The 16511-nt window shown below is 72.2% G+C and carries 10 protein-coding genes; 7 read left to right on the top strand and 3 right to left on the bottom strand.

The features are described from left to right. The first annotated feature begins 92 nt into the window (after positions 1-92). The 5 genes from Acy02nite_RS04150 to araD all read left to right on the top strand — a co-directional run bounded on the left by Acy02nite_RS04150 (position 93) and on the right by araD (position 11272). Positions 93-6818 carry a PDDEXK-like endonuclease domain-containing protein gene (locus Acy02nite_RS04150; RefSeq protein WP_239174189.1) on the top strand — a complete coding sequence of 2242 codons (6726 nt, stop codon included), beginning with the start codon at positions 93-95 and terminating at the stop codon, positions 6816-6818. Between the two features lie 171 nt (positions 6819-6989). After that, positions 6990-7772 carry an MBL fold metallo-hydrolase gene (locus tag Acy02nite_RS04145; RefSeq protein ID WP_203738436.1) on the top strand — a complete coding sequence of 261 codons (783 nt, stop codon included), beginning with the start codon at positions 6990-6992 and terminating at the stop codon, positions 7770-7772. Between the two features lie 154 nt (positions 7773-7926). Continuing rightward, positions 7927-9372, top strand: coding sequence for a GlnX family signal transduction membrane protein (locus Acy02nite_RS04140; protein ID WP_203738435.1), 1446 nt, complete (start codon positions 7927-7929; stop codon positions 9370-9372). A gap of 10 nt (positions 9373-9382) precedes the next feature. Beyond that, positions 9383-10432, top strand: a complete 1050-nt coding sequence (gene pstS / locus Acy02nite_RS04135) for a phosphate ABC transporter substrate-binding protein PstS (RefSeq protein WP_203738434.1) — start codon at positions 9383-9385, stop codon at positions 10430-10432. Positions 10433-10555: 123 nt separating this feature from the next. Then, complete coding sequence (gene araD, locus Acy02nite_RS04130; protein ID WP_203738433.1) at positions 10556-11272, top strand: L-ribulose-5-phosphate 4-epimerase AraD; 717 nt, start codon at positions 10556-10558, stop codon at positions 11270-11272. A gap of 312 nt (positions 11273-11584) precedes the next feature. Here the strand turns inward: araD and Acy02nite_RS04125 are convergent, their stop codons facing one another. Further along, positions 11585-12208 (bottom strand): TetR family transcriptional regulator, encoded by a 624-nt coding sequence (locus Acy02nite_RS04125; protein WP_203738432.1) that lies wholly within the window; start codon positions 12206-12208, stop codon positions 11585-11587. A gap of 62 nt (positions 12209-12270) precedes the next feature. On the opposite strand from Acy02nite_RS04125, the gene Acy02nite_RS04120 reads away from it, so the two are divergent. Beyond that, on the top strand, positions 12271-13230 hold the full coding sequence (locus Acy02nite_RS04120) for a hypothetical protein (protein WP_203738431.1): 960 nt from the start codon (positions 12271-12273) through the stop codon (positions 13228-13230). Positions 13231-13240: 10 nt separating this feature from the next. Here Acy02nite_RS04120 and Acy02nite_RS04115 read toward each other — a convergent pair whose 3' ends face one another. Both Acy02nite_RS04115 and Acy02nite_RS04110 read right to left on the bottom strand, forming a co-directional pair. After that, positions 13241-13936 carry a hypothetical protein gene (locus Acy02nite_RS04115; protein WP_203738430.1) on the bottom strand — a complete coding sequence of 232 codons (696 nt, stop codon included), beginning with the start codon at positions 13934-13936 and terminating at the stop codon, positions 13241-13243. Between the two features lie 248 nt (positions 13937-14184). Further along, a complete protein-coding gene (locus Acy02nite_RS04110; protein WP_203738429.1) occupies positions 14185-15180 on the bottom strand; it encodes a LacI family DNA-binding transcriptional regulator in 996 nt (331 codons plus the stop codon). Between the two features lie 323 nt (positions 15181-15503). Here Acy02nite_RS04110 and Acy02nite_RS04105 point away from each other — a divergent pair, with 323 nt between their 5' ends. Further along, positions 15504-16493, top strand: coding sequence for an ABC transporter substrate-binding protein (locus Acy02nite_RS04105; protein WP_203738428.1), 990 nt, complete (start codon positions 15504-15506; stop codon positions 16491-16493). Positions 16494-16511: the final 18 nt, after the last annotated feature.

Here is a 16511-nt window from a genome sequence, read left to right as displayed (position 1 = left end):
AAAAAACGCCACCATGCGGCCCGTCGCCTTGCTGGAATGGGAAAATGCGGTGGGATCAATCGGACGGGTTGACCGGGCGGCCTGATGCCCGTGTGCGGGCAACGCTGGAAGAGTGGCGGGACGGGCTGCTCGACCTCACTGGCGCCAATCCGCTGATCGACGTGCGGACCACGGCGCCCGGGGTGGTCGAGATCGTCAGCCCGTCGCCGCGCAGCATCGTCGAGGCGCTCCAGCAGGGCCGTGAGTGCGGCTTCCTCGGCATCGAGGAGCAGGCGGAGGGCCCGCGGCCACGAGCCTCGCACGTGTTCCAGACCGCGATGGCCGACGCCGACATGGACGCCACGCTGCGGGCGCTGCGCCGGACAGCCCGGCGTGACCTGCTCGAGCAGGGCGTCGCCACGCTGTACCTGGGCGTCGGCACGGTCCGCTGGGCGGACAACGGGAGCGAGCACGTCAGCCCGATCCTGCTGATCCCGGTCGACCTGGTCACGCCGGACCCGCAGGACTATCCCCGTCTGCGGGCCCGCGCCGAGGACCCGATCGTCAACCCGGCGCTGGACATCTGCCTGCGCCGGCACAACATCGAGCTGCCCGCCGTGGACAGCCTGGCCGCCCTGGACGTCACCGTCTTCTGGGCACGCCTCGACGCCGCGCTGGGCGACCACCCGGACTGGCACTCCGACGAGGCGGTGATGCTGACCCGCTTCGCCGTGCACCGCGAGGTCATGTACACCGACCTGCTCGACCACGAGCGGCGCATCCTCGCCCACCCGGTGATCCGTGCCCTGGCCACCGAACCGGAGGCCCAGCCGGACGCGTTTCGTTTCGACGTGATCGCCGGCCGCCGGATCGACGAGGTGGCCGCCCCGGACGACGTCCCGCTGGTGCTGGACGCCGACGCCGCACAGCGCGCCTGCATCACCGCGGCCCTGCACGGGCGCTCCTTCGTGATGCGCGGTGCGCCCGGCACCGGGAAGTCGCAGACCATCGCCAACATGATCGGTGTCCTCCTGCACGCGGGCCGCCGGGTGCTGCTGGTCGCCGAGAAGGCCGCTGCCCTGGACACCGTCCTGGACCGGCTGGAGCCCACCGGCCTGCACGATTACCTGCTCCCGCTGCACAGCGGGCGGACCGGCCGGGAACAGGTGGCGTCCGCCCTGGCCGCCGCTCTCGACTTCATCCCGCTGCCGCCGCCGGACCTCTCCACCGACGAGCGCGAGGCGCTGCGCGAGCACCGGCAACGGCTCAACGCTTACGCCGAGGCGATGAACGAGGTCCGTGAGCCGCTCGGCCACCGCCTGCACGACGTGCTGGGCATGTGCGCGCAGATGACCGACGTGGCGCAGGCGCCGGCCCCGGCCGAGTTGCCGATCCCGCTCACGACGCAGTCGCTGCAGCGGGTCCGGGACGCCGCCGAGCGTCTGGGCCGATCGTGGCGCCCGGCGCGGGAGGGCGACGACTTCCTGTGGCGCGACGTGATCGACCGCAACCGCCTCGACGCCCGCCTGCACCAGGCGCAGACCGCCCTGGACCATCTGATCGAGGCGATCGAGCGGGACCCGCTCGCCGAGGCGTTCCTGATCGGCTCGATCGGCGAGGCGATCACCCTGACCACGCTGGTCGGGCACGTCGTCCGGCGCCCGCCGGAGGCAGCCGACGAGTGGCTCACCATGTCCAGCCTGGAGCCGGTGGCCCGGGCCGCCGAGGGCCTGCTGCGCCACCTGAAGACCCTGCACCAGGCCGAGGACGCGGTCCGCGGGAAGGCCGGGGTCACCTGGAGCGCACTGCCGTCCCCCGGCAAACTGCCGCTCATCCCGAGCCTGGCCCACCTGAAGCCGCCGGCGGTCGAGCTGTTGCCGCTCACCGCGGCGCAGGCCCGCGGCCTGGCCCGGCGCTTCGCCGACGAGGCCGACCGGCTGGAGCAGCACCAGCACAGTCTGGATCGGGTCACCGCCCGGCTCGGCCTGCCCAACGTCGTGGCGTTCACCGACCTGCCCCGGCTGGCCGCCATCGTCGACCTGCTGTCCCGCCCGGACAAGCCGGAGCCGGCCTGGTTCGACAGCATGGGCACCCACGCCGCGCACGCCGCGATGCGCAACCTCCGGCGGGTGGTCAGCGTGGTGAAGGCCGCCGAGGCCCGGGCCCGTGAGCACTTCAGCGAGAACGCGCTCGCCGAGCCGGTCGACGAGCTCGCCGAGCGGTTCGCCCGTCAGCACCGGGGGATCGGCAAGCTGCGGGCACCCTACCGCCGGGACAAGAAGGCGGCAGCGGAGATCGCCCGCCCGGACGTCAAACGCTCCCAGGCGGTCGCCAACCTGGACGCGGCCGCGGTGTGGAAACGCGCCCTGGAGGAGCTGGACGACGCCGAGCGCGAGTACGCCGGCATTCTCGGCCGGCACTGGCGGCGGCTGGACACCGACTTCGACGCGATCGAGCGGGCCCTGAACACCGCCGAGGAGACTCTGAAGGTCACCCCGCCGGAGGCGCTGCCCACGCTGATCGAGCGGATCTGCGCACCGACGCCGAACAGCGCGATCATCCGGATCGTCGGCGAGGCCGGCCGGGAGTTCGACCGCTGGACCGCCGCGCTGCGCCCGTCGCCCGAGCCCGCGCCCCGGCCGGCGCTCGCCGACGGGCCGATCCACGACGCGGTCACCTGGCTGCGCGCGCACGTCGAACCGTTCACCGCCGTCGCCGAGCTGGTGCAGGCCTACAGCGCGGCCGCCGGGCGGGACTTCACCCTGGCCGAGGCGGCCACGGTCGGCCTGTTGCGGGAGAGCGCGTCGGAGGCCGCCGCGGCACTCTCCTCCAACGCCCGGGATTACGCCACCACCCTGGGCAATGCCTACCGCGGCACCCAGACCGACGTGGAGGCGCTGGCCGCCGCGATGGCCTGGACCTCCGAGGCCCGCCGCCTCCGCAACGGGGCGGACATCGCGTTCACCGCCGAGCAGGCCGAGCTGCTGGGCCGCACCCGCCCCACCGACACCCTGCCGGCCCGGGTCGCCGAGTGGCAGTCCGCCCGGGACTGGATCCTGCGTGCCTTCGCGCCGAGCCGGCACCCCGCGCTCAGCGCCGCCCTGGACGAGCGGGAGACCGCCCGTGAACTGCTCCGCGAGCTGCTCGACGACAACCGTGGCCAGCAGGAGTGGTTCGATCACCAGGCCGCCCGCGCGGTGCTGGCCGAGCACGGGCTGGACCCCGTGGTCGACTTCTGCGCCCGCGAGGACCTGCCGGTCGAGCAGATTCTTCCGGTGCTCGGCCGGGCCCTCTTCCAGTCCTGGGCCGACGCGATCATCCGCGAGGACGACCGGCTCGCCCCGCTCGACGCCGGCTCCCGGGACCGTCTGGTCGCCGAGTTCCGCCTCTGGGACGCCGGCCTGCAGCGCGCCGCCACGGCCGAGGTGATGAACGCGGTCGACGCGCTGCAGCCGGCCGAGGCCGCCGCGGGGGAGGCCGCCCTGCTCCGCGCCACCGCCGCCCAGCACGGCCACCGCCTGCCGGTCCGGGAGCTGTTCACCCGCACCGCCCACGCGGCGATGGCGGTCAAGCCGTGCCTCGTGATGTCCCCGGCCGACGTGAGCCGGCTGCTCCCCGCCGACCTGCACTTCGACGTGGTGATCATCGACGAGGCCTCGCGGGTTCCGCTGCCGGACGCGATCACCTGCGCCTACCGGGGCAACGCCCTGGTGATCTGCGGCGACGATCGGCAACTGCCCGCCGCCCCGATCCCCGGCGGTGAGACGCCGTCGATCCTCGACCGGGCCCTGAGCTGCGGCGCGTTCCGGGTCCTCGACCTGGCCACGCATTACCGCAGCCGGGACGAGTCGCTCATCGCTTTCGCCAACCACGCCTTCTACCAAGGGCGGCTCACCACGTTCCCGGCCTTCGCGCCGCCCGGCCCGGACGGCGGGGTGCAGCTCTACCCGGCCGGCGGCGAGATGTCGATGGCCGGGCTGGTCGCCACCCGGGTCGCGCACCACCTGGTCACCCGGCCGGACCTCAGCCTCGGCGTGGTGGTCTGCACGGCGCAGGACGCCGACGACGTCGAGGCGGCGGTCGCCGACATGGTCGTCCCGCTCGAGGACGACCGGCTGCGCGGCTTCTTCATCAAGAGCCTGGACGCCGTCCAGGGCGACGAGCGCGACGTGGTGATCTTCGCGATCGGCACCGAGCTGGGCGGGCTCGAGGGCCGGGACGGCTGGCGCCGGCTCAACGTGGCGACCACCCGGGCCCGCCGCCGCCTCGAAGTGATCTCCGCGGTCCGTGCCCGGGACCTGCCGGAGACCGACGAGAGCCTGCGGCACCTCGCGCACTTCCTCGATTACGCCGCCCGCGGGATTTCCGCGCTCGACCTGGAGGAGCCGGAGCACGCCGAGTCCCAGACCCCGTTCGAGGACTCGGTGCGCGACGTCATCCACGGCTGGGGATACCGGGTGCAGAGCCGGGTCGGCGCCGGCGCGTTCCGGATCGACCTGGCGGTGCGCCGGTCGGCCCGCCGCAACGCCCCGTTCGCGCTCGGCATCGAGTGCGACGGCACCTCCTACGACTCGGCGCCGACCGCCCGCGACCGGGACCGGATCCGCGAGCAGGTCCTCGACGCGCTGGGCTGGAAGCTGCACCGGGTCTGGGGCACCGCCTGGTACCTGGACCGGGAGCGGGAGGAGAGCCGCCTGCGCGCCGCGATCGAGGACGCGTTCGCGGGACTGCCCGAGGAGGAGACGCCCGAGCTCGCGGTCGCGCCGCCGCCCGGGAGCACCACCGAGCACCCGATCGCGGACGCCGCGGAGGGCTATGCCGCGGGCCATCGCGCGGCGTTCACCGAGACCACGATCAACACCGGTCCGGCGTACGACGTCAGCACCGCCGAAGCCGAGCAGGTCGAACGGGAGCCGCTCTCCGTGGACGAGCTCGCCGCCGCGGTCGTGAACAGCCCCGCCCCGGCGTCCACCCGGACGGTGCCCGCGCCCACGGCGTTCGCCCCGCCCGCCGAGCGGGGTGCCACCCGGGCGGACGAGATCCCGGCGACCTTCGTGGCCCCGGAGACCGTCGGGGAACAGCACCTGTTCGCGTGGACGGACGCCGACGACCTCGGACTGGCCGAAGCCGAGGCCGCCGCCGAGGCAGACCTGGCCGCCGCCCACGAGACCGACGACCTCAGCCACACGGTCGTGACCGATAACGATCACGGCGAGCTCTTCGCCGAGATCGTCGAGGAGGAACTCGTCCCGATCGCCGGGCACGCGGGACCGGCAGGGGAGCACGGTCACCTGGCCGGGGTCGCCGCCCAGTTCGCCTTCGCCCAGGCCGGCGCCGAGGAGCTCGCCGCCGCCGAGGCATACCTCGGGGCGGACCTCGAGACCGCCGTCACCGGGCTGGGCACCGATCAGGGAGACTCCGTCGGCCCACCGGCCGAAATGGACCTCGGAACCGCCACCGACCACCCGACCCGCGCGGAATGGCCCTTCGCGAGCCGGGCCGAGGTCCCCGAGCGCGTCGAGTGGCCCACCGCCGAACGCACCGAGCCGGTCGGGCCCGCGGTGCCCGGCGAGCGGCAGGTCTCCTCGGTGAAGTGGCCCTCGGCCGGCCGCGAGGACCAGTCCGAACTTGCGAAGCGCCTGGCCACCCCGAGCGAACGGCAGGCCGGCAAGCTCACCGAAAGGCACGTCGCCTCGATCGAGTGGCCCTCCGCGACCCGCGACGAACCCGCCGGACGGCAGACCGGGTCTCCCACCGGGACCGCCGAGTGGCCCGAGGCCGCCCGGGCGGAGGAGACCACCGCCAGCCGGGAGGACCTGGCCGAGGTCGCCGCGCGCTTCGGCGTCGGCACCGAGGAACTGGCAGCGGCAGCCGCGCAGTTCCTGGCCGGGCTGGACGAGACCGCGGAACCCGCCGACCGGCTCGGCGCCATCACGCAGATCCGCGCCGAGCTGACCGGCGCCACCAACCTCGACCCCGATCTGGCCGACGCCGCGGCCGCGGTCGCCGAGCGCTCCGTCAGCTCCGCGCCGACCGGCCGGCACGCCTGGTACGAGGAGATGGAGGGGCAGCCCGACATGGCCGCCGCAGTCGCCGAGTTCGAGGAGACGATGGCCGCGCCGCCCGGCTGGACCCATGCCGAGCCGGAGCAGTCGGCAGCCCCGGCCACGGAGACGACCGCCGCCCCGGCCATCGAGACGACCGCCGAGGTGATCGCGCACACCGACGAGTGGCTCCACCCCTACCAGCGGGCGGACCTGGACCCGCTGCCGGCGGGCGCCTCGCTCACCGACCCGGCGCTGCGGCCCGAGCTGATCGCCGCGGTGCGACGACTGGCCGAGGTCGAGGGCCCGGTGCACATCGGTGTCGCCCTGCAGCGCATGCGCGAGGACTGGGGCCTGGCCCGGATCACCCGCCCCGCGCGCACCGCGATCGAGGCGGCGATCGAGGAGGCCGGCGTGGCCTGGGACGGCACCTTCCTCGGCGACCCGGACCAGATGATCCCGCTCGTGCGGCACCGTGCCGACGGCGTCGCCCGCAAGGCGGACCAGGTCTCCGACGCTGAGCTCGTGGTCGCGTGCGAGAACCTGGTGATCGACAGCGGCGTCCTGCCGATCGAGGATCTGCTCGCCGCGGTGACCAGGCTTTACGGCTGGTCGGCGCGGCGCTCGACCGAGCTCGACGCCCGCCTGACCGGGCTGCTGGCCGATCTGGTCGCCGAGGGCCACCTGGTGCGGCAGTCCAACGGACTGGCCGCCGCGCACGGTCTGCCGGAAGCCCTCCAGCTGCCGCGGCACGACTCCGCTCGCCGTCACGCCCATCACCCCTCCCACCGCTGACGATCCGTTCCCGCCGACCGGCCGCCCTGCTCGCCGCGGGGCGGCCGGCCTGTCGCTGAGGCAACGCTGAGGTCTGCCCCAGGGGCAGAGTCAAGCCCGGCTTCTCCCGGATCGCTTTCTGTCGGTGGCCCGGCGTACCTTCGCTGGCATCGACGAAGCGGGGAGTGCGACATGCGGGTCCATCACCTCAACTGCGGCACCATGCGGCCGCCGGGCGCCGACCTCGTCTGCCACGTGCTGCTGGTGGAGAGCGACGCCGGCCTGGTGCTGATCGACACCGGCTTCGGCCTGGCCGACGTGGCCGATCCCAGGTCCCGGCTGGGCGCGCCGCGGCACCTGCTCCGGCCCGCGCTGGATCGGGAGGAGACCGCGGTGGTCCAGATCCAGCGGCTGGGTCTCCGGCCGTCCGATGTGCGGCACGTGGTCGTGACGCACTTCGACCTCGATCACATCGGAGGTCTGGCCGACTTCCCGCACGCCCGTGTGCACGTGACCGCCGCCGAGGCCGACGGCGCCCTGCGCGCCCCGACCGGTCGCGAGCGCCGCCGTTTCCGCAGCGTGCAGTGGTCGCACGGCCCCGACGTGGTCGAGCACGGCCCGGGCGGGGAGAGCTGGCGGGGTTTCGCGGCGGCGCGGGAGCTGACCGAGATCGGCCCGGGCTTCGTCCTGGTCCCGCTGCCGGGGCACACCCGCGGCCACGCCTGCGTGGCGGTCGACTCCGGCTCACGCTGGCTGCTGCACTGCGGTGACGCGTTCTACCACCGCAACACGCTGGCCGGCGCCCGCGTGCCGTTCGGCCTGCGGCTGGCCGAGTTCGGCGTCGCCCACGACCGGGCCCTGGTCCGGGCCAACCATGCCCGGCTGGCGGCCCTGCACCAGCGGGCCGAGCCCGATCTCACCCTCCTTTCCGCTCACGACCCGGTGATCTATGCGGCCCTCAGCGAGCCGGCCTGACAATCCATTCAGAGAGCATTCGGGGAATAGGGTCAAAAGTGGACCCACCTGCGGAAATGACAATTAGGGAAACGCTCGGTTAACGATCGGAATGAGATCCTGCGACATGATTCCGATGGCGGGAATGGATTACCGTGACGGCGTGCCAGCGGTCATGGAAACGACCAGAAACACCGCCCGCAACCTGATCCGGGACGAGACGCCCGCCCGCCTTCGCCTGTGGTCGGCGCTGGTGGTCCTCGCGGCCACCGCGCTGCTGCTCGCGATGAGTTCGGTGATGGCCCGCGTGCAGGACCAGGTCCGGATCATCGGCCGGGAGGCGGCGCCCCAGGCGGCCACCGCGGCCGACCTCTACTTCGCGCTCAGCGACATGGACGCGCAGGTCACCCGCCTGCTGCTGACCGGTGACTCGGACGCCCTGGCCGCCATCCGGGTCGACGCCCAGGGGCAGTATCAGGTGCGCTCCCGCCAGGTCGGCGCCGACCTGCAGCGTTCTCTGACGACGGCGACCGGCGAGTCGGAGCGGTCCGTCGCGCTCGACCTTCTGGACGGTCTCGCCGTCTACCACCAGCGCGTCGGCCAGACGATCACCGCCGCGGCCGCCGCGAGCAGAGCACCATCCAGCCAGCCCGCCGCGGCCCGGGCCGGCGCCGCACAGACAGCCGGCAACAGCGGCCCCGCGCAGGCGGCCCAGGGCAGCACCGCCCAGGCAGGCCAGGGCGGGACCGCGCAGGCGACCGCCGGAAAGCTGCCGCCGGACGCTCTGGGTTACTACACCCAGGCGACGAACATCCTGCACCTGCGTCTGCTCCCGGCTGCTCAGCGGTTGCGTGACGCCGCCACCGGCCGGCTCGACCAGGCCTATGCCGACAAGCGCGCGAGCGAGGCCACCGGCTACACCCTGGCCGTCCTGTTCGGCGGCGCGCTCCTGGCTCTCCTGGTGTTCCTGCAGGTCTGGATGACGCGCCGGTTCCGTCGCTCGTGGAATCCCGCGCTGCTCGCCGCCACCGCCGTGAGCCTGGTGCTGGTCCTGGCCTCGATGATCGTGCTGGGCAGCCAGGCCGGCCGGCTGTCGAGCGCCCGCTCCGACGACCTGGATCCCTATCTCTCGTTGTCCCGGCTGCGCGCGATCGGCTACGACGCCGCCGCCGACACCAGCCGTTATCTGGTCAGCGCGAACCTGGCGCTCTACAAGGACGGCTTCACCACCAAGTCCGACTGCCTGACCGCGGCGAACCCGGTCGCCGTGTACGAGTGCGGCCCGGGCATCGCCGAGCTCGCCGGCGCCGACGCGCTCGAGCGCTGGCGGGCCTACCAGCAGGATCACCAGAAGGTGATCTCGCTCGCGGAGAGCGGCCGGCCGGACGGCGCGGTGGAGGCGCTGACCGGCATCCGGCGCGGCGACGCGGCGTTCGACTTCGCCTACTTCGACGCCGCCGTGGGCGCCGTCACCGACGTACGCAAGCAAGGTTTCGATCGTGCCCTGAGCGGCGCGGAAAGCACACTGCGCGGCTGGGTGATCATCCCGATCGTGGCTCTGGTGCTGGTGATCCTGCTGGTTCCGATCGGCGTGCGCCGCCGCCTCGCCGAGTACCGCTGAGAGGTCCGCGATGAAGAAGCTCACGGCGGCCGTCGCCCTCGCCGCGCTCCTGTCCCTGACCGCCTGCTCGGACCCGGAGAAGAAGACCGATCCGGTTGCCTGCGCCTCCGGTTCGGCGGCCGGGCAGGGATCGTCCGCGCAGGCCAACGCGATCAACGAGTGGATCAAGCAGTATCAGATCGCCTGCGCGCAGGCGGCCGTGGCGTATGCGAGCGTCGGTTCCGGCACCGGCGTCACGTCCTTCCTGTCCGGCACGGGCGACTTCGCGGGCACGGACGCCGCGCTCAGCGACGCCGACCGGTCCGCGGCCGCTTCCCGCTGCGGTGGCAGCCCGGCGATCCACCTGCCGATGGTGATCGGCCCGATCGCGCTGGCCGTCAACGTGGCCGGCGTCGGGGAGCTGCGGCTGGCCCCGGCCACCATCGCGAAGATCTTCAGCGGCAGGATCACCGCCTGGAACGACAAGGCGATCGCCACCGACAATCCGGGCGTGGCGTTTCCGGCCACGCCGATCCGGGCCGTGCACCGGGCGGACAACTCCGGCACGACGTCCAACTTCACCCGGTTCCTGGCCGGGACGGCGAAGGCGGACTGGCCCTTCGAGCCGGCCGGTTCCTGGCCCGCGCCGGGCGGCGTCGCCGTGACCGGCAGCGATCGGCTGGCCGCGGCGATCGCCCGGACGGACGGCGCGATCGGCTATGTGGAGGCGTCCTATGCGCGGGTCAACGAGCTGACGACCGCCCTGGTGGGGGACTCGGGCGGCGGTTTCGTGGCGCCCACGGACGCCGCGGCGGCGGACGCGGTCGCGGCGGCGCGCCCGGCCGGTGGTGACGACCTGCGGCTCGACCTGAATTACGACGACTTGTACGGTGGTGCCTACCCGCTCGTGCAGGTCACCTACGAGGTGGTCTGCAAGGCGGGCGCGTCGGCGGTGACGCGTGGTTTCCTGGCCTACGCGGCGAGCCCGGAGGGGCAGGCCGCGGCGGGCGCGGTGGGGTATGCGCCGCTGCCGGCCGCCCTGCGGGAGCAGGTCCACGCGGCGGTCGCCGGCCTGCGGTGACCGGCCGATGGGCCGAGCAGTGGCGTCCAGGTGTTTGCGCTCACAACACGCTGCCTGCAGCATTACTCTGGATCTTGGGATCTTGTATAGTGAGCGTTAACATCGTGAGTGAAGGATGGCGACGTGACGATCGGCTCGGAGGCCCTGCGCCAGGATGTCTGGCTGGCCAACCAGGTGATCCCGAAGGCCGGGCTCGCGCAGCTCACCTGGGGCAACGTCAGCGGCGTCGACCGTGACGGTGGTTACTTCCTGATCAAGCCGTCCGGCGTCTCCTACGACGACCTCACCGCGGACATGCTCGTCCCGGTCGACCTGAAGACCGGCAAGGTGCTCGGCGGTGACCTGCGGCCCTCGGTCGACACCGAGTCGCACCGCGCGTTCTACCTGGCCTGGCCCTCGATCGGCGGCATCACCCACACGCACTCCACCAACGCGGTCGCGTTCGCGCAGGCCAACCGGGACATCCCGGTCCTCGGCACGACGCACGCGGACACGTTCAACGGTCCGGTTCCGGTGACCCGCGGGCTGACCCCCGAGGAGTGTGCCACCGATTACGAGTTCAACACCGGCCAGGTGATCATCGAGCTGATCGGCGACGACGAGGCCGCTGCCGGCATGCCGGGCGCGCTGGTCGCCAACCACGGCCCGTTCACCTGGGGCGTCAGTCCGAAGAAGTCGGTCGAGCACGCGATCATCGTCGAGGCGGTCGCCGAGATGGCGATCAAGACCCTCGCGCTGAACCCGGACGCGTTCACCCCGCAGCATCTGCAGGAGCGTCACTTCAAGCGCAAGCACGGCCCGGGCGCCTACTACGGAAATCCGGGCGCCACCAAGTCCTGACCAGCACCACCACGGCGTCTCGGACGCCATGCACCGGGTCCTGAACGGCTGACCCGGTGCCATCGAGTCGACCCGTCCGGGGCGCATCCGTAGCCGGTCGTCGCGGCAGCGAACGACCGGCGCCGAACAGAACGCGATGCGCCTTCGGGACGGGCCCTCTCGGGCCGCTGTGTCTCCGGTTCGCTGAATTGCCGGAGCGACGGGTGGCCCGCCGGCCCGGGCGTAGCTGGGAGCATCGCCCGGGCCGGCAAAACCAATCCCTTCGCGTGTACGCCGTGAGCCGCCCGCGCCGGAAGTGCGAGCGGTCACCCTTCACCGTCCGTATGCGGCGAGCCCGCCCGCCAGCGCGTCGAACGCGACCTCGGCCGTCCGGCGCGTCTCCTCCCGTACCGCATCGGGCTGGTGACCTGCAAGGATCTTCTGCCTGATCTCCGCGTGCAGCGCGGAGTCCGCGGCTGTGAGCAGGGCGGCCACGATGCGGGGCATCGGATCGTCCGGGTCCGCCCCCGTCTCCTGCCGCAGCGTCTCGGCGAGAGCCTCCTCGGCCCGGTCCCGCAGCTGACGCAGCCGCGCCTGCAGTGCCGCGCTCTGCTCGACGACCCGCCAGAACCGCTCGATCCCCGGATGCAGCCCGAGTGTCGCCTCGCCCCGCTCCAACTCGGCCAGGAAGGCCCGCCGCACCGCGTCCACCACCGACTCGGTCCGGGCCCGTGCCCGGATCGCCGCCGGCAGCCGCTGGGTCACCTCGTCCTGCCGATCGAAGAAAAGGTCCTCCTTGGTGGGGAAGTAGTTGAAAACCGTGTTCACCGACACCCGCACCAGGCGCGCCACGTCGGCGACGGTCACCCGGTCGAAGCCGTGCTCCAGGAACAACCCGAGCGCCGCGTCCGCGATCGCGACCCGCGTGGCCTGCTTCTTCTCCTCGCGCAATCCCACGACGGAATCATAGCGTGACCCAAAACTTGGTGTGACACCAAAAACATGCCTATGCTCGCGGCATGACTCTCATGTTCGGCATCTACCCCGGTGGCCTCGGCGTCACCGACGACAACCACGTCACCCAGGGCCCGCCGGAGGACTCCGGGAAGATCACGGCGGCGCTGGACCTCCTGAAACCCTCGCTCGTGCGGGGCTACGTCCACTACGACGACGCCACCGTCCGCGCCGCGGCGCCGAGGACGGAGGCGCCGCCCGCGCCGCACCGATACGCCACCGACGGCCGCCGTCTCGACCTCGTCGCCTGCTTCCGCGAGCCGGGCCTCGACCTGACCGGCTGGCTCGGCTTCCTCCGCGATCAACTGCGCACCCACGGCCCGCTCCTGGCGTCGTTGCAGGTCACCGAGGAGGCCAACCACGCCGGCCCCGGCGGCGACGGACGTTCCCCGGCGGTCCGGGACGCGCTGGTCACCGGCGTGATCGAGGCCGAACGGGAGGCCCGGCGACTTGGCCTCGACGTGCTGATCGGCTGCAACTCGACCCTGGACTTCTCGCCGGAGCAGGAGTTCTGGACAGACCTGGGCAAGCGTGGCGGTGACGAGTTCCGGGAGGCGCTGGACTACGCCGGGCTGGACTTCTTCCCGGACGTCTTCCACCCGATCCCGGCCGATCGGCTGCCCGTCGCCGTCGCCGGCGCGCTGGCCACCTTCCGCGAGCGGAGCCTTGCCGCCGCGGGCATCCCCGCCGAGGTGCCGCTGCACATCACCGAACACGGCTGGGGAACCGGCCCCGATCGTTCCGGCGAGCGGCAGGCCGAGGTGCTCGAGCTGGTCGTCGGCATCGTCGCCGAGAGATCAGCAGATCTCAACATTCGCGCGTACGAACATTTCGCCCTCCGTGACGCCGACTCCGCCAACCCGGACCCGGTCTTCCAGCTCGGACTGCTGCGCTCGGACTACACGCCGAAGCCGGCCTTCGAGACGTACCGCCGGCTGATCAGCACCCTGGGCGGCCCGCGATGAGCCGGCCGGTTCAGTGGCGCGGGGGATGGGTGAGGTCGCGGACGATGGCCTGAACCCGCTGACGCAGATTGGGCGTTGCCGGCCGGGCGTTGGCCGAGCGGGGCTGCGGCATGCGCGCGTTCCGGATCGGCCCGGGATCGCGGCTCGCCGAAGGGCCGCTGTTGCCCGGCGCGCGCGTCCCGGCCGAGCCGGCCCCAGCCACGGTCCCGGTCTCGTCGGCCTCGGTCGTGCCATGCTTGGTCCCGCCGGACTTGGTCCCGCCGTTCTCGGTCCAGCCGGGCCTGATCTCTCCGGGCCGGGCCTCTGCGGGCTTGATCTCTTCAGGACTGGTCCCGCCGGAACGGGGACGCGGGACGTCGACAGTGGAGGGCGCTGGCCGCGGCGCGACGGAGGGGCAGTGCCAGGTGAACGAGGCGCCGCCCAGGGTGACGGTGTCGCCGGCCGCGCAGAGCCCGGATTCGCGGTCCTCCGCAGCGGGAGTGTGACCGTAACTGATCATCAAACTGGTCACGGTGGCGTCCGGGTCGGTGTGGACCGCCCAGACCTCGCCGTGGCCGGTCAGGCCGGTGCCGCCGCTGGTGAACACGGAAGCGCGGCCGCGCAGCGGCAACGTGACGTCGTGGCCGAGGGCGTCGCGGATGCGCAGGGTTCCGGAGAGCCGGGGGTTCCGGCGGCGCAGCCGGCCGGGGAGACCTGTCTCGAACACCCCTCGGACTGTAACGGGCATGAGCCCACGCGTGCGGGTTCATTCACCGCTGCGGGTGAGCCGGAGCGAGTGAGCCGCTGCGGGGAGCCGGAGCCAGCGAGGCGCTGCGAGTGAGCCGGAATGAGCGAGGCGCTGCGGGTGAGCCGGAGCCAGTGAGTCGGAGGGAGCGGGCCGGAGCGAGTGAGCCCGAGCGGATCGCTGGGGCGAATGGGCCGGAGCGGGTGAGCCGGAGCGCCGTGCCCGCCCTGTCAACGGGTCGGCGCGGTGCTCGACCGCAGGATCACCTCCGGCACCACGAGGACGTGCGAGGGTGGCGTGTTCCCGTCCACCTGCGACATGTGGTTGAGGAGCAGCGACAACGCCCGCCGCCCCAGCTCCCCGAAGTCCTGGTGCATGGTGGTCAGCGGCGGATGGAAGTACCCCGAGTCGGGCATGTCGTCGAAGCCGACCACGCTGACGTCCTGCGGGACCCGCCGCCCGGCCTCGTGCAGCGCCCGCAACACTCCCAGTGCGATCCGGTCGTTGGCGCAGAAGATCGCGGTGACGGCCGGGTCCGCGGCGAGCCTGCGGCCCTGCTCGTAACCGGCGGCCGCGTCCCACCAGCCGGGCGTGACGGGCGGCACGACCGCCCCTGCGGCGTAGAGCGTGTCCCGCCATCCGTCGACCCGCGCCTGGGCTTCCGGCCAGTCCGGCGGCCCGGCCGCGTGGTGCACGGTGGCGTGCCCGAGGTCGAGCAGGTGCTGGGTGGCCAGGCGTGCTCCGGTGGCGTTGTCGACCCGTACCGTCGGGAAGGGATCCGCGCCGGAACCGGCGCCACCCACCGCGACACACGGCAGGCCGGTCGGGGCGTGGGTGAGCGCGTTGGTCACCGCCGGTTTGGGGGAGATCGCGATGATGCCGTCCACGTCGTGCTGCGCGAGCCGGTCGACGGCTTCCAGGACGGGCTGGTGGGCGAGCTCGCGGACGGTCGCGACGCTGACGAGGTAGCCGGCGGCGCGGGCCGCGCTCTCGATGCCGTACAGCATCGATTCCGGACCGAAGAGGGTGGTCTCGAAGCCGATGATGCCGAGGGTGCGGGACTCGCGGGTGGCCAGGGTGCGGGCCGCGAGGTTGCGCCGGTAGTTGAGCGACCGCATCGCGGCGAGCACCCGTTCCCGGGTCTCGGCCCGCACGTTGGGATGGTCGTTGATGACTCGCGAGACCGTCTGGTGGCTGACCCCGGCCAGTTTGGCGACGTCGCGCATGACGCTGCCCCGCACCTTGCCGGACCGCGGCCGGGGAGCGGCAAAAGGCATCTGGGCAGCCGGTTCGGTGTCCGGCGCGGGGTCTGAGGTCGGCATTGGAGGATGTTTACCAGGTAACCGAGTGGTGGCCGGGCGTGACATCGGAGTTCTTGCAATCTTCCGGAAACAACGATCCTGATCTCTTGACGAGCACGTTGAGAACGGTAACACTCACGAAACGCAAGCTGTGACGCCGGTCGCAGCGGCTTAGCGATCTCCCCGGTGCAGGTGTGTACACGTCTGCCGCTGGTCTGTTTGTTAACGGTAACAAGTTTCTGGAGGTTATGGTGCGCGTGAAGATGATGGCGGCGGCGCTGACGGGCCTGCTGGCCGTGTCGGCACTCGCCGGTTGCGGCGACAAGGGCGACGACACCGGCTCGGGTGGCGGTGGGGACGGCAAGCTCGTCCTCGGCTTCTCCCAGGTCGGTGCGGAGAGCGGCTGGCGTACCGCGAACACCAAGTCGATTCAGGACGCGGCGACGGCGGCCGGCTACGAGCTGAAGTTCTCCGACGCCCAGGGCAAGCAGGAGAAGCAGATCGAGGCGATCCGCAGCTTCATCACCCAGAAGGTCGACGTCATCGCGTTCTCGCCGGTGGTCACCTCGGGGTGGGACGCCGTGCTCAAGGAGGCCAAGGACGCCGACATCCCGGTGATCCTGACCGACCGCGCGGTGGACTCGCAGGACAAGACGCTCTACAAGACGTTCCTGGGCTCCGACTTCGTCAAGGAGGGCAAGGAGGCCGGCAACTGGCTGGTCAAGCAGTACGAGGGCAAGACCGACCCGGTCAACGTCGTCGAGCTGCAGGGCACGGTCGGCGCGGCGCCGGCGATCGACCGGCAGAAGGGCTTCGCCGAGGCGATCGCCACGAACCCGAACATCAAGATCGTCAAGTCGCAGTCCGGTAACTTCACCCGGGCCGAGGGCAAGACGGTGATGGAGGGCATCCTCCAGTCCACGCCGAAGATCGACGTGCTCTACGCCCACAACGACGACATGGGTCTCGGTGCGATCGAGGCGATCGAGGCGGCCGGCAAGAAGCCCGGCACCGACATCAAGATCATCACGGTCGACGCGGTCAAGGACGGCATGACCGCCCTGTCCGAGGGCAAGATCAACTTCATCGTGGAGTGCAGCCCGCTCCTCGGCCCGCAGCTGATGGACCTGGCCAAGAAGGTCAAGGCCGGCGACACGGTGGACCAGCGGATCCTGACCGTGGAGACCACGTTCACCCAGGAGCAGGCCAAGGCCGCTCTGCCGGACCGCAAGTACTGAGTTGAGGCAGGTGCGGGC

It is taken from the genome of Actinoplanes cyaneus (assembly GCF_016862095.1).
GTDB classification, from domain to species: domain Bacteria; phylum Actinomycetota; class Actinomycetes; order Mycobacteriales; family Micromonosporaceae; genus Actinoplanes; species Actinoplanes cyaneus.
Note: the sequence above shows the minus strand (reverse complement) of the source record. Positions and strands in the feature narration are given on the sequence as shown.

Bases quoted from the DNA above. Each gene is read 5' to 3' on its own strand.
- Acy02nite_RS04105 (WP_203738428.1), top strand. From the start codon at position 15,504: ATGGTGCGCGTGAAGATGATGGCGGCGGCGCTGACGGGCCTGCTGGCC.
- pstS (WP_203738434.1), top strand. From the start codon at position 9,383: ATGAAGAAGCTCACGGCGGCCGTCGCCCTCGCCGCGCTCCTGTCCCTG.
- Acy02nite_RS04120 (WP_203738431.1), top strand. From the start codon at position 12,271: ATGACTCTCATGTTCGGCATCTACCCCGGTGGCCTCGGCGTCACCGAC.
- Acy02nite_RS04110 (WP_203738429.1), bottom strand. From the start codon at position 15,180: ATGCGCGACGTCGCCAAACTGGCCGGGGTCAGCCACCAGACGGTCTCG.
- Acy02nite_RS04140 (WP_203738435.1), top strand. From the start codon at position 7,927: ATGGAAACGACCAGAAACACCGCCCGCAACCTGATCCGGGACGAGACG.
- Acy02nite_RS04145 (WP_203738436.1), top strand. From the start codon at position 6,990: ATGCGGGTCCATCACCTCAACTGCGGCACCATGCGGCCGCCGGGCGCC.